The following is a 14037-nucleotide window of genomic DNA, read 5'->3' as shown; positions in this document are numbered from 1 at the left end:
CGCCCATGAAAAAGCCCGGCAGCGGCCGGGCTTTTTCATGCAGCGGATCGCTCGCGCATCACTTCAGGGTCAGGGTGCCCTTCATCAGCGCGGAGTGGCCCGGGAAGGTGCAGAAGAACATGTACTGCTCGCCTTCCTTCAGCTTGGAGACGTCGAAGGTCACCGAGTCCTTCTCGCCCGAGCCGATCAGCTTGGTGTGGGCGATGACACGGCTGTCGTCGGGTTTCAGGTAATCCTTGTCCAGGCCGGAAGCCATGCCGTCGGTGACCACGCCCTGCATGTCGGCGGCGGTGCTCAGTACCCAGTTGTGGCCCATGACGTTCTTCGGCAGGTTGCCGGGGTGGGACAGGTTGACGGTGAACTGCTTGCAGCTCTTGTCGACGGTGATGGCATTGGTGTTGAACTGCATCTGGTCGTTACCCTGGATGTCCACCGAGCACTCGGCAGCCAGCAGCGGCGCACTGAGCAGGGACAGCAGGGATACCGCAGCGAGTTTACGTAGCATGGAGCAGCCTCCTAGGCAGGTTGGGCGATGAATCCTGAAAGAGCAGACTGCCCGATCGGGCACCGAGTTCCACTGATTCAGGTCAAACCCGAACCGGACGTGGCGGGGCATCGAGCGGGATCTGCCCGGCGTTTACTACGGGGAACTCCTGTTTTAGCACAGATGTGCCGCTTCGCGCCTGCGACGCAACGTCCGGCAACGCTTCGCACGGCTTGGTCGAAGCGCTCCCAGCCGCTACCCTGTGCGCCTTTTTCCACCCCCGACAGGAGTCGATCATGACCTTGCGTTCCGTCTGCGTATTCTGTGGCGCCAGCCCCGGCGCTTCCCCGGTCTACCAGGAAGCCGCCGTGGCCCTCGGCCGGCACCTGGCCGAGCGCGGCCTGCCCCTGGTCTACGGTGGCGGCGCGGTCGGTCTGATGGGCACCGTGGCGGACGCCGCATTGGCCGCCGGCGGCGAAGTGATCGGGATCATCCCGCAGAGCCTGCAGGAGGCCGAGATCGGCCACAAGGGCCTGACCCGCCTGGAAGTGGTAGACGGCATGCACGCGCGCAAGGCGCGCATGGCCGAGCTGGCCGACGCCTTCATCGCCCTGCCCGGCGGGCTCGGCACCCTGGAAGAGCTGTTCGAGGTCTGGACCTGGGGCCAACTGGGCTACCACGCCAAGCCGCTGGGCCTGCTCGAAGTGAACGGTTTCTACGATCCGCTGCTGACCTTCCTCGACCACCTGGTCGACGAACGCTTCGTCCGCGCCGAACACCGCGGCATGCTGCAGCGCGGTGCCAGTCCGGAGGCGCTGCTCGATGCCCTCGCCGCCTGGACGCCAAGCGTGGCGCCGAAGTGGGTCGACCGCACCCCGCAGTGATCCGCTCCTCTCTCAGGACGGCGGCAGCAGGCTCAGCGGGTCGAGCGGCCGGCCGTTCTGGCGGATCTCGAAGTACAGCTGCACCCGGTCGGCATCCGAGGAACCGGCCTCGGCGATCTTCTGGCCCTTGCTGACCATCTGCCCCTCCTTCACCAGCAAGCGGCTGTTGTGCGCGTAGGTGCTGGTGTACGAGGTACCGTGCTGGATGATCACCAGGTTGCCGTAGCCACGCATGTTGTTCACCGCGAACACCACCTTGCCGGCCAGCGAGGCCTGTACCGGCTGGCCCAGGGTGCCGGCGATGCGGATGCCCTTGTTGAGCTTGTCGGAACTGGAGAAGCGGCGGATCACCGGCCCCTTCATCGGCCACTGCCAGCCGCGCAGGGTCACCGACGGCGGCGGAGGCGGCGGCTTGCGCGCACGGCTGCTCGACGAGGAGCGGCTGCTGGCGACGTAGGTCGACTTGCGCCCGTCGAAGCGCACTACCTGGCCGACCTTGACCGCGTAGGGCGGGCGGATGCCGTTGGCGCGCGCCAGGTCCTTGTAGTTCCAGCCGTGCCGGGTGGCGATCGAATAGAGGGTGTCGCCGCGCTTGACGCGATACTCGCCGCGCACGACCTTCGGCACCGACGCCCCCGGGCCGGGAGCCTTGGAGCTGCACGCGGATACCGCCAGCAGGACGGCGATCAAGAGCAATCTGAAGAACACACGGAATCCTTTTCCCGATGAAACCCGGCCGGCTGCGGCGACGGTTGCAGGCCCGCACTATACCTTGTTCGCCGGGGTGCCCGTTGGACTCGCCGATGGCCCGTTTTCTCCGCGCGGCCCGCCACCCGGTCCGCGCACAAACGCCAACGCCCCGCAGGACGGGGCGTCGGTGCCGAGCGGGAAACGTCAGGCGCCGGCGGACTGCTGCACGATCACCGTCTGCGCCGGCATCGGTGCCGGGAAGTCGGCGCCGAGGGCGTCCTTGATCACCTTGTTGGTATCGAAATAGACCTGCCAGTAATGGTCGTTGTGGCAATACGGGCGCACCGCCAGCACCGGCCCGACCAGGTTGAACTCGAGGATTTCCACGTCCACCGGCGGCTCGCCGAGCACGTTGGGAATCGCCGCGACGCGCTGCTTGAGCAGGGCGATGGCCGCCTGGTAGTCGGCGGCACCGGAAAGCTGCGCCTTCAACTCGACCCGGCGGAACGGGTTGTGGGTGAAGTTCTGGATGTTGTCGCCGAATATCTTGTTGTTGCCGACCATGGTCAGCACGTTGTCCGGAGTGTTGATCGCCGTGGTGAACAGGCCGATCTCCTTGACCGTGCCGGTCACTCCGCCGGCGCAGATGAAGTCGCCGACCTTGAACGGCCGCAGGACGATGATGAAACCGCCGGCCGCCAGGTTCGCCAGCAATCCCGACCAGGCCATGCCGATGGCCAGGCCGACCGCCGCGATCAGCGCCGCCAGGCTGGTGGTCTGGATGCCGAAGAAACCGAGGATGCCCACCACCAGCAGCACGTTCAGGGTCACCGTGATGAACGAACCCACGTAGCGCAGCACGGTGGGATCGACCTTTTGCCGCTCGAGGGATTTCTGCACCATGCCGACGGCGAAGCCGATCAGCCAGCGGCCGATCACCCAGAAGGCGATGGCCGCGAGAATCTTGATGCCGAAGGCGAAGGCGTACTGGGACACCGTCGCCCAGAGCGCGTTGATCTTCTCGGTACCTACGTTGACGATCGTCGTGTCATCCATATCGCTCACCGTGCGCAAGGAAGGAGTCTGGCTCCGTACGAGAACCGCCCCTGGCACCGGAAAGGCAGGCTCCGGCCCTTGGCCCGACAACGTCCGTAGCGGATTCTGGAAAAGCTAGCACGGCGCCGCGAATTTGCCGGAGCACCGCTTCGTTGTCCCCAAACGGCGTGGGCGAGGCTGTGGACAACCTGGGTGAAAAGGTCCGGGAGTCCCGGGCGGCAGGGCCACCGCGGAGCCGATCATTTTTTGATCAGCCGGCAGTTTCCCGTAGCGGCAGCACCGTCACCCGCACCTCCGGGTCATGGCTACCACCGCCGAGGATCACTCCGCGCAGCGGCGACACATCGGAAAAATCCCGCCCCCAGGCCAGGGTGATGTGCTCCAGGTCGGGCAACAGGTCGTTGGTCGGGTCGAAATCCACCCAGCCGTTCTCCGGGCAATACAGCGAGACCCAGGCATGCGAGGCGTCGGCGCCGATCAGTCGCGCCTGCCCGGGCGGCGGGCGGGTCAGCAGGTAGCCGCTGACATAGCGCGCCGCCAGTCCGCGCGCGCGCAGGCAGGCGAGCATCAGGTGGGCGAAGTCCTGGCAGACCCCGCGACGGCGCTCCAGCACTTCGTCCAGCGGCGTCGCCACCTGGGTGGCCTGCGCATCGAAGGCGAACTCGCGGAAGATTTTCTCCATCAGTGCCGCCGCCGCCACCAGCAACGGCCGTCCGGGCGGGAAGCAGTCGGCGGCGAACTCGGCGAATCGCCGCTGGATGCGCACATAGGGCGACTCGACGCGATAGCGGCAGGCTTCCAGCTCGGCGGCGGACAGCGCCCGCCCGGAAAATGCCAGCCCGGCGGCGACGGTTTCCCATGCCGGCGACGCGGTCAGTTGCGCCGGCGCATGGGCGAACACTTCGATCTGCAGTCGCGCGCTGACCCGCAGCGCCTCGTGGGGACGCTCGAAGGCCAGCCGGCTCAGCGGATTGCCGAATGCGTCGTGGCCATCCTCGCGCCGGCTCGGCCCCGGCTCGATCAGCAGTGCCCGCTCATGACAGGCCTGCCAGGCGCATTCGCGTGGCCAGAGATGCGCCAGTTGCCGCGACAGCGAGACCGGCGTCGCATAGCGGTAATGGGTGTCGTGCAGCACCTGGTAGCGGGCGCCCTGGAGCGGAACGGAGCGAAGCGCGGGTGCGGACATCAGGTGGATACCGTTCTCTGGCTGACATCGTCGACATGGGCGAAATAGCGCAAGCCTAGCCGATCGGAGACCTGTCCGGCGCAGGCGGCGATGTCGCGCAGCAGTCGCGCCAGCCCGACGAGCACCTCGTCGAGTCCTGCCGCGCCGAACAGCGGGCTTTCCAGGGCCGCCAGATCGAAGCTGCGCAGGCGTTCGCCCAGGGTCCTGAGTTCCCGCTCACGTGGCGCGCCGAACTCCTCGTGCAGGCGCTCCAGCGAACGCTCCAGGGCCTGCAACTGGAAGCGCAGCGAGTGCGGGTTCTGCTCGTGCAACAGGAGCAGGTCGAGCACCGGGACCAGCTGCGGCGACGCCAGGTAGCGCGAGCGGTAGGTGATGCCGCTGTTACCCAGCTCCAGCAGCCACTCCAGCGCGCCGGCGTCCCAGGCGCTACCGCCGTCGAGGAAGGCGGCGATGCTCTCGGCGAAGAAGCGCACGCGCTCGATGCGCCGGCCGATCATCAGGAAACGCCAGCCGTCGTCGCGGGTCATGTCGTCGAGGGCGAAACCGGACAACGCGGCCAGGGACATCACTAGCCGGTTGAGGAAGTCCAGCGCTTCGCCGAGGTCGGTGCGTGCCGGATCAAGCGCCTGCATGTCGCGTTGCAGCTCCAGCAAGGCCAGCCAGTTCTCCCCGGACAAGCGCCCGCGCACCTGCGCCGCCGCCCAGTGCAGGCGCCGCAGGTTGGCGCACAGGCTCGCCGGCCAGTGCTCGTCGAGCAACGCCCGCAACAGGCACCTTTCCAACGGCTCGCCATCCCCGGGCAGCAGGCCGATGCCGCCGGCCAGGGCCAGGGCGCTGCGCAACGCCTCTTCGTCGCCATCGGCATCCACGTAGCGCGACAGCACCACCCGCAGCAGGCGCGCATGGTCGTCGCAACGCTCGGCATAGCGGCCGTACCAGAACAGGTTTTCCACCACCCGCGACGGCAGGTAGGGATCCTCGCGGACCAGGTCGCGCACGCCGAGCCGGCGCGGCCGCCACGGCTCGCCGCCGACCGCACGCTCGGCCAGTACCCAGGTGTCCTTGCTCGCGCCGCCGCGTTGCATCGACACCACTTCGGCGTCCGCCGCCGAGGCTACGCGGGTCAGGCCGCCGGGCATCACCCAGTAGCGGCCGTCGCTGGCGGCGACGGCGAATACGCGCATGCCGATGGCCCGCGACTGCAGGCCGACGCCGGCCTTGCCGTCGCGCCAGACCGGTGCCTGGGACAACTGCGCCAGGCGTTGCGCCACGTAGGCCTGCGGGCGCTCGCGCAAGCGCTCGCCGAGGGATGCCAGGCCGGCACTGTCGAGGGCGTGGCCGAACAGCGGTTCGCAGCGCTGGCCGGGAAAGGCCGGCTTGATCACCAGGTCGGGCAGTGCCGCGAGTATCGCCTCGAGGGCTTGCGGCTCGCCGCACCAGCGGGTGTCGAGCGAGGGCAGCGCCAGTTCCTCGCCAAGCAGGCGGCGACAGGCCTGCGGCAGGAAGCCGAGCAGGCCGGGCGACTCCAGCACTCCGCTGCCCAGTGCGTTGGCCACCAGTACGCGCCCCTGGCGTACCGCCTCGAGCAGGCCGGGAATGCCCAGCGCCGAGTCGGTACGCAATTCCAGCGGGTCGCAGAAGTCGTCATCGAGGCGCCGCAATACCGCGTGCACCCGTTTCAGGCCGCCGAGGGTCTTGAGATAGAGGGTGGCGTCGCGCACCGTCAGGTCGTGCCCCTCGACCAGCGGGAAACCGAGCTGGCGCGCCAGGTAGAGATGCTCGAAGTAGGTTTCGTTGAAACGTCCGGGAGTCAGCAGCACCACCAGCGGCGTCTCGCCGTCGCCGGCGGCCTGGCTGGCGAGGGTCTCCTGCAGGGTGCGGAAATACCCGGCGAGATGCCGCACACGCAGGTCGCGATAGAGTTCCGGCAAGGCCCGCGAGACGATCTGCCGGTTCTCCAGCGCATAGCCCGCGCCGGACGGCGCTTGGGTGCGGTCGGCAAGGACCTGCCAGCGTCCGTCGGCATCGCGCGCCAGGTCGACGGCATAGCTGTGCAGGAAGATCCCGCCGGGCGGCCGGATGCCGAGCGCCGGCCAGAGGAAGTTCGGATGGCCGAAGACCAGTTCGCTGGGCAGCAGCCCTTCGGCGAGCAGACGCTGCTCGCCGTACAGGTCGGCCAGCAGCGCGTTGAGCAGCCGAGCACGCTGTGCCACGCCGGCGGCGATCGGCTGCCACTCGGCGGCGGACAGCAGGTTCGGCAGAAGGTCCAGCGCCCAGGGGCGGTCGGTGCCCTTGGGATCGGCGTAGACGTTGTAGGTGACGCCGTTCTCCTGGATCTGCCGTTCCACCAGGGCCTGGCGCTGGCGCAGTTGCTCAGGGCTGCTGCGCTCCAGTTGGCGGAACAGCCGCTGCCAATGGGGACGCACGCCACCCTGGCGATCGAGCAGCTCATGGTAGGCCGTATCGGTGAACGGATAGTGGGCAAGCAGCTCGGGCATCGAAGGCTCGCGGGGCTGGGGTTGCGGTCACTGTAGCGGAGTCGGCGACGCGCCGCCGGAGCGAAGCGACGAGGCGTTGCCGGGTCCGCCAGCGCGGTTCTCCGCGAAGACCGGGTTGCCCCGGAAGCGCAAGACTTGTGCCAGCGCCGCCAGCCCCGGGCGGCCAGGAGGTCGCGCCACGGCGATGCACCGCGACGGTGCGCGACCGCTGGCAGCGTTGCAGCCACGCACCCTTTGCGGGCGGCAGGGCCGCCCCGGCGATCAGCGCGGGATGTTCGGCTGGCGCGACTTCTTCTTGCCCTTGGCGAAGGCCGTCGCCTTGTTCTGCTGGCCCTTGCTCCACGGCTTGCCGCCGTCGCTGGCGCGTGGCGGCAGGCCGGTATGCTGGGTCAGCAGCTTGCCGGCCTTCTTGCTGCCGGCCGGCGTCGAGTTCTTCCGCCGGGCGCTCTGGTATTCGCCGGTATCCGGCTGGTAGGTCGGGATCAGGTGGTGCTTGCCATTGCCGATCAGGTCGGCGCGCCCCATCCGCTCCAGCGCCTCGCGCAGCAGCGGCCAGCCTTTCGGGTCGTGGTAGCGCAGGAAGGCCTTGTGCAGGCGCCGCTGCTGGTCGCTCTTGACGATGGTCACGCCATCGCTCTTGTAGGTGACCTTGCGCAGCGGGTTCTTGCCCGAGTGATACATCGCGGTGGCGGTGGCCATCGGCGAGGGATAGAACGCCTGGACCTGGTCGGCGCGGAAGCCGTTGCGCTTGAGCCACAGGGCCAGGTTCATCATGTCTTCGTCGGTGGTCCCGGGGTGGGCGGCGATGAAGTACGGGATCAGGTACTGCTCCTTGCCGGCTTCCTTCGAGAACTTCTCGAACATCTGCTTGAAGCGGTCGTAGGTGCCGATCCCCGGTTTCATCATCTTGTCCAGCGGACCGCGCTCGGTGTGCTCCGGGGCGATCTTCAGGTAGCCGCCGACGTGGTGGGTCACCAGTTCCTTGACGTACTCGGGCGACTCGACGGCGAGGTCGTAGCGCAGGCCGGAGGCGATCAGGATCTTCTTCACCCCCGGCAGCGCCCGGGCCTTGCGGTACAGCTCGATCAGCGAGCTGTGGTCGGTATCGAGGTTCTCGCAGATGCCGGGGAACACGCAGGACGGCTTGCGGCAGTGCCGCTCGATGTCCGGGCTCTTGCAGGCGATGCGGTACATGTTCGCCGTCGGTCCGCCAAGGTCGGAGACCACGCCGGTGAAGCCGGGCACCTTGTCGCGCATCTCCTCGATCTCGCGGATGATCGAGTCGTGCGAGCGGTTCTGGATGATCCGTCCCTCATGTTCGGTGATCGAGCAGAAGGTGCAGCCGCCGAAGCAGCCACGCATGATGTTCACCGAGAAGCGGATCATCTCGTAGGCGGGAATCTTCGCCTTGCCGTAGGCCGGGTGCGGTACGCGGGCATAGGGCATGCCGAACACGTAGTCCATTTCCTCGGTGCTCATCGGAATGGGCGGCGGGTTGAACCAGACATCCACTTCGCCGTGCTTCTGCACCAGGGCACGGGCGTTGCCCGGGTTGGTCTCCAGGTGCAGCACGCGGTTGGCGTGGGCATAGAGCACCGGGTCGTTGCGCACCTTCTCGAAAGACGGCAGGCGGATCACGGTCTTCTCCCGGGTCAGCCTGGGGTTCGCCAGCAACTGCACGACCTTGGCTTCCTGCGGGTCCTCCTGCACGCCCTTTTCCTGCTCGATGGCGCAGGCGGCAGTGTCCTGGGTATTCACGTAGGGATTGATGATCTTGTCGATCTTGCCCGGCCGGTCGATCCGCGTGGAATCGATCTCGAACCAGCCCTCCGGGGTGTCGCGACGGACGAAGGCGGTGCCGCGCACGTCGGTGATCGCGCTCAGCGGTTCGCCCTGGGCCAGGCGCTGGGCGATTTCCACCACCGCACGCTCGGCGTTGCCGTAGAGCAGGATGTCGGCCGTGGCGTCCATCAGGATCGAGCGGCGGACCTTGTCCTGCCAGTAGTCGTAATGGGCGATACGGCGCAACGAGGCCTCGATCCCGCCGAGGATCACCGGCACATGGCTGTAGGCCTCCTTGCAGCGCTGGCTGTAGACCAGGCTGGCGCGGTCCGGGCGCTTGCCGGCCAGGCCGCCGGGGGTGTAGGCGTCGTCGGAACGGACCTTCTTGTCCGCGGTGTAGCGGTTGATCATCGAGTCCATGTTGCCGGCCGCCACGCCGAAGAACAGGTTCGGCTCGCCGAGCTTCATGAAGTCGTCCTTCGACTGCCAGTCCGGCTGGGCGATGATGCCGACGCGGAACCCCTGGGCCTCCAGCAGGCGGCCGATGATGGCCATGCCGAAGGACGGGTGGTCGACGTAGGCATCGCCGGTGACGATGATGATGTCGCAGGAGTCCCAGCCGAGCTGATCCATCTCTTCCCTACTCATAGGCAGGAAGGGCGCCGGACCGAAACACTCGGCCCAGTACTTGGGATAGTCGAACAGCGGCTTGGCGGCTTGCATCACGGGCACCAGGGGGTATCTCTAGGAATAGGGGGTCGCGAAAACGCGGGCGCGGAATATAGCACAAAAAATGAGCAATTCCGACGTTTTCACTGGGTATTGCCTGCCGTCGGCCGGCTTCGAAAAAATGCCATCATTTCGCCACCTTCTTTCTATACTCCATTCATCGTCATCTCACCCGGCCTCTAAGGCAGGCCCCCGGGAGAGTCATCGTGCGCCATCCTCTTGCCCTGCTCGCGGTCATCTTCCTGCTACTGGCCAGCGCCGTTTCGCGCGCCGCGCCGGAGTTTCCAGCGCCCCCGGCCAGCGGCGCCTGGTTGAACGGCTCGCTGGACCTGCTCGAAGACCCCGATGGCAACCTGGCGGTGGAGGACCTCGAACAAACGGAGCAGGCCGGCCGCTTCGTCGCCGCCGCCGGCCGCACCAGCGTCGGCCTCAGTCGCAGCGTCTGGTGGCTGCGCCTCGACCTGCCGAGACGCGAGGCGGTATCCGGCGGCTGGTGGCTGGAAGTCGCCAGCGCCAGCCTGCACGACCTGCGCCTGTACCTCCCCGACGAGCGCGGCGGGTTCCGCGAACATCGCAGCGGCGAAGCGGTGCCCTTCGCCGAGGGCCGCGACCACGCCTATCGTCATCCGCTGTTCCAGCTCCCTCCCGGCGATGGGCCGTTGCGCGTCTACCTGCGCAGCTACGATCCCGGCGGCAACGCCTTTCCGCTGAGGCTCTGGAGCCACGACGAACTGCTGGAATACCGCAGCCAGGGCAACCTGCTGTTCGGCATGGCCTACGGGCTGATCCTCGCCCTGCTGCTGTACAACCTGTTCCTCTTCACCAGCCTGCGCGATCGCGCCTATTTCTGGTACGTGCTGACCGCTGCCAGCGCGCTGGTGCTGACCCTGAGCATCAGCGGCCATGGTTTCGAGTATTTCTGGCCCGAGCGGGCGGTGCCCTGGTGGCTTGACCGCCTGGCGCTGCTGGCGATCTGGGGCATCTGCGTGATCCGCTTCAGCCAGAACCTGCTGCAAAGCCGGCAGCACGCACGCTGGGCCCATCACCTGCTGAACGCCTGTTGCCTGCTGTTCCTTGCCTGCCTGGCGTTCAACGCCGCCGGCTGGCGCTGGCAGGCGGCCGGCGTGCTGGCGCTGACCCTGCTGGCCAACCTGCCGATCGCCATCGGCCTGGCAGTGCAGCGCTGGCGCCAGGGTTCGGCCACGGCGCGCCTGTACCTGGTCGGCTTCGGCCTGGTGCTCGGCAGCGTCAGCCTTGGCGTGATGCGCGCCACCGCGCTGGTCCAGCCGACCTCGGCCAACGCCATGGTCTTCCCGCTGGCGCTGACCCTGGAGGCCCTGCTGTTCTCCCTGGCGCTCGCCTCGCGCATCCAGGATCTGAAGCAGGAAAGGGCCCTGGCCCTGGACCAGGCCGACCAGGAAAAGAACGCGCGCCTGGCCCTGCTGCACAGCGCCCAGCGCGACCTGGCACGCGCCGTGGAAGTCCGTACCAACGAGTTGAGCGAGGCCAATCGCCAGTTGCAGATGCGCGAAGCGCAACTGCAGTACGCCGCCCATCACGACCCGCTGACCGGGCTTGGCAACCGCAGGCACCTGATGGAGTTCGCCGAAAGCGCCCTGGACGACGCGCGCCGCCACGGCAACAGCATGGCGCTGCTGCTGATCGATCTGGATCACTTCAAGCCGATCAACGATACCCATGGCCACGATGCCGGCGACTTCGTCCTGCAGAACGTGGCCCAGCGGCTGCGCCATTGCGTGCGCACCGAGGATTGCGTGGCGCGCCTCGGCGGCGACGAATTCGCCGTGCTGGTCGGCGGGTCGAATGCCGAGCAGCATGCCCGCGACATCGCCGAACGCCTGCTGCGAGAACTGGCGAAACCGGTGGAGTTCGCCAAGCAGTGGCTGGTGATCACACCGAGCATCGGCGTCGCCCTGTTTCCCGGCGACGCCCTGCAGTTCGGCAAACTCTACAAGGCCGCCGACCAGGCGCTGTACCGGGTCAAGGGCGCCGGGCGCGCCGGCTATGCGATGGCTGCCGACGATGAACGCGAGACCGCGCCGGCGCTCCCCTGGCCGACCGCCCTGGCACCGGAGCGTATCTCCTGAATCAGTGGCTGTAGCGTCGCGGAACCCGAGCCGTGACCTTGCTCAGAAGCTCGTAGCCAAGGGTGCCGCAGGCACGGGCGACCTCGTCCACCGACAACCCGGCGCCCCACAACTCCACCGGGTCGCCAACGCGAGCCTCCGGCAGGTCGGAGAGGTCGACCGCCAGCATGTCCATCGAGACCCGCCCGGCCAGGGTCGCGCGGCGTCCCCCGACCAGTACCGGAGTCCCGGCTGGCGCGGTACGCGGATAGCCGTCGGCGTAGCCGCAACTGACCGTGCCGATCCGCGCCGGCCGCTCGGCGATCCAGGTGGCGCCGTAGCCGACGCTCTCACCCACGGCCACCTCGCGCAGTGAAATCAACTGCGCGCCCAGGCTCATGGCCGGCTTCAGGCCCAGTTCGGCAGCACTGAGGTCGGCCAGCGGGGTCGACCCGTAGAGCATGATTCCCGGCCGCAGCCAGTCCATGTGGGCGGCCGGGATGGTCAGCACCGCCGCCGAATTGGCCAGGCTGCGCTGGTCGAAGTCCAGGTCGAGCAGGCCGAGGAAACTCTCCAGCTGCTGTTCGGTGAGCGGATGGTTGCGTTCGTCGGCGCAGGCGAAATGGCTGATCAGGTTCAGCTCGCGCACACCGGGATGGCTGCGCAGGCGCGCATGCCAGGCGCGCAGCGCGGCAGGATCGAAGCCCAGGCGGTGCATGCCGGAGTCGAGCTTGAGCCAGACGTTGAGTGGAATATCCAGGCCGGCGGCGAGGAACGCCTCGCCCTGTTCCGCGCCCTGGATCACCAGGTCCAGGCGCAATTGCCCGGCGAGGGCGTATTCGCTCGCCTCGAAGCAGCCTTCCAGCAACAGGATGCGCGCGCTGGCGTGCAAGGCGCGGACTTCCGCGGCCTCCTCCAGGCAGGCCACGGCGAAGCCATCGGCATCGTCGTGCAACGCGGTAACCACTTCGCGCGCACCGTGGCCATAGGCGTTCGCCTTGACCACCGCGAACGCCTGGCGCTGCGGCGCGCAGCGCTTGGCCAGGGCATAGTTGTGGCGAATGGCGGAAAGGTCGACGGTGGCAACGAGGGGACGCATGGCATCGGGTCCTGCAACTGAAACGGGTGCCTATGGTAAGGCGCCCGCCGGGCAAGACCCAAGCCGGGTCATTCGTCCTCGAAGTTGTACATGCCGGCGGCAAGGTTCTCGAAGCGCGTGTATTTGCCGATGAAGGCCAGGCGCACCGTGCCGATCGGACCGTTACGCTGCTTGCCGATGATGATTTCGGCGACGCCCTTGAACTCGGTCTCCGGGTGGTACACCTCGTCGCGGTAGACGAACATGATCACGTCGGCGTCCTGCTCGATCGCCCCGGATTCGCGCAAGTCGGAGTTCACCGGGCGCTTGTTGGGTCGCTGCTCCAGGGAGCGGTTGAGCTGCGACAGGGCGATCACCGGGCAGTTGAATTCCTTCGCCAGGGCCTTCAGCGAGCGGGAGATCTCGGAAATCTCGTTGGTCCGGTTGTCGCCGCTGGAGCCGGGTATCTGCATCAGCTGCAGGTAGTCGATCATGATCAGCGCCAGGTCGCCGTGCTCGCGCACCAGGCGACGGGTCCGCGCACGCATTTCCGAGGGGCTGATGCCGGCGGTGTCGTCGATGAACAGCTTCTTGTCGTTGAGCAGGTTGATCGCCGAGGTCAGGCGCGGCCAATCCTCGTCGTCGAGCTTGCCGGAACGGACCTTGGTCTGATCGATGCGACCGAGCGACGAGAGCATACGCATCACGATCGAGTCGGAGGGCATCTCCAGGGAGTACACCAACACGGCCTTGTCGGTGCGCATCACCGCATTCTCGACCAGGTTCATGGCGAAGGTGGTCTTACCCATCGACGGACGCCCGGCGACGATGATCAGGTCGGCCGGCTGCAGGCCGCTGGTCTTCTCGTCGAGGTCGGTGAAACCGGTGGACACCCCGGTCAGCGCCTCGCTGGTGTTGAACAGGTAGTCGATGCGGTCGATGGTCTTGACCAGGATATCGCTGATCCCCACCGGCCCGCCGGTCTTCGGTCGCGCTTCGGCGATCTCGAAGATCTTCCGCTCGGCCTCGTCGAGGATCTCGTTGGCGCCGCGCCCTTCCGGGTGGAAGGCGCTGTCGGCGATCTCGTTGCTGATGCCGATCAGTTGGCGCAGGGTGGCGCGCTCGCGGATGATCTGCGCGTAGGCCTTGATGTTGGCGACCGACGGAATGTTCTTCGCCAGTTCGCCGAGATAGGCCAGGCCGCCGACCTGGGCCAGTTGTCCTTCCTTCTCCAACTGCTCGGAGAGGGTCACCACGTCGATCGGCTGGTTGGCCTCGGCCAGCTTGTAGATGGCGCGGAAGATCAGGCGATGGTCATGGCGGTAGAAATCGCCGTCGGACACCGAGTCCGACACCCGCTCCCAGGCGTTGTTGTCCAGCATCAGGCCACCCAGCACGGCCTGCTCGGCCTCGATCGAGTGCGGCGGCACCTTCAGGGCTGTGGTTTCCAGGTCGTATTGCTCGGGGCTGGTGATCTCGTTCATAGACTCGACGCAAGAAAAAGGAACAGCGGAAAAAACAACGGGCACGGTGCCGTTGCCGGTACCGTGCCCGATGTTAGCG

The 14037-nt window shown here is 67.3% G+C and carries 10 protein-coding genes; 2 read left to right on the top strand and 8 right to left on the bottom strand.

Going from position 1 to position 14037, the window contains the following annotated elements; all coding sequences use genetic code 11:
• Window positions 1-58: 58 nt before the first annotated feature.
• On the bottom strand, window positions 59-505 hold the full coding sequence (gene azu, locus FOC67_RS29355; RefSeq protein WP_003095591.1) for an azurin: 447 nt from the start codon (window positions 503-505) through the stop codon (window positions 59-61).
• A gap of 275 nt (window positions 506-780) precedes the next feature.
• Between azu and FOC67_RS29350 the strand changes: the two genes are divergently transcribed.
• Window positions 781-1368 carry a TIGR00730 family Rossman fold protein gene (locus tag FOC67_RS29350; RefSeq protein ID WP_009314340.1) on the top strand — a complete coding sequence of 196 codons (588 nt, stop codon included), beginning with the start codon at window positions 781-783 and terminating at the stop codon, window positions 1366-1368.
• 12 nt (window positions 1369-1380) lie between these two features.
• Here the strand turns inward: FOC67_RS29350 and FOC67_RS29345 are convergent, their stop codons facing one another.
• The 5 genes from FOC67_RS29345 to FOC67_RS29325 all read right to left on the bottom strand — a co-directional run bounded on the left by FOC67_RS29345 (window position 1381) and on the right by FOC67_RS29325 (window position 9303).
• A complete protein-coding gene (locus FOC67_RS29345) occupies window positions 1381-2076 on the bottom strand; it encodes a peptidoglycan DD-metalloendopeptidase family protein (protein ID WP_003095596.1) in 696 nt (231 codons plus the stop codon).
• A gap of 186 nt (window positions 2077-2262) precedes the next feature.
• Complete coding sequence (locus FOC67_RS29340; RefSeq protein WP_003095599.1) at window positions 2263-3114, bottom strand: mechanosensitive ion channel family protein; 852 nt, start codon at window positions 3112-3114, stop codon at window positions 2263-2265.
• Window positions 3115-3364: 250 nt separating this feature from the next.
• Window positions 3365-4300, bottom strand: a complete 936-nt coding sequence (locus FOC67_RS29335) for a transglutaminase family protein (protein ID WP_009314341.1) — start codon at window positions 4298-4300, stop codon at window positions 3365-3367.
• Window positions 4300-6798 carry a circularly permuted type 2 ATP-grasp protein gene (locus FOC67_RS29330; RefSeq protein ID WP_009314342.1) on the bottom strand — a complete coding sequence of 833 codons (2499 nt, stop codon included), beginning with the start codon at window positions 6796-6798 and terminating at the stop codon, window positions 4300-4302. Before FOC67_RS29330 ends, FOC67_RS29335 begins: the two co-directional genes overlap by 1 nt.
• Before the next feature lie 261 nt (window positions 6799-7059).
• Window positions 7060-9303, bottom strand: coding sequence for a YgiQ family radical SAM protein (locus FOC67_RS29325; protein ID WP_009314343.1), 2244 nt, complete (start codon window positions 9301-9303; stop codon window positions 7060-7062).
• Window positions 9304-9515: 212 nt separating this feature from the next.
• On the opposite strand from FOC67_RS29325, the gene FOC67_RS29320 reads away from it, so the two are divergent.
• Entirely contained in the window at window positions 9516-11417 is a 1902-nt protein-coding gene (locus FOC67_RS29320; protein ID WP_009314344.1) for a diguanylate cyclase, read from the top strand.
• A 1-nt stretch (window position 11418) separates the two neighbouring features.
• On the opposite strand, the gene alr is transcribed toward FOC67_RS29320, so the two are convergent.
• Window positions 11419-12495, bottom strand: a complete 1077-nt coding sequence (gene alr, locus FOC67_RS29315) for an alanine racemase (RefSeq protein WP_009314345.1) — start codon at window positions 12493-12495, stop codon at window positions 11419-11421.
• Window positions 12496-12563: 68 nt separating this feature from the next.
• Window positions 12564-13958 carry a replicative DNA helicase gene (gene dnaB, locus FOC67_RS29310; protein WP_003095622.1) on the bottom strand — a complete coding sequence of 465 codons (1395 nt, stop codon included), beginning with the start codon at window positions 13956-13958 and terminating at the stop codon, window positions 12564-12566.
• Window positions 13959-14037: the final 79 nt, after the last annotated feature.

The organism is Pseudomonas sp. FDAARGOS_761 (assembly GCF_013343155.1).
Taxonomy (GTDB): domain Bacteria; phylum Pseudomonadota; class Gammaproteobacteria; order Pseudomonadales; family Pseudomonadaceae; genus Pseudomonas; species Pseudomonas aeruginosa.
The sequence above is the reverse complement of the archived record's forward strand: the minus strand, read 5'-3'. Positions and strand labels throughout refer to the sequence as shown.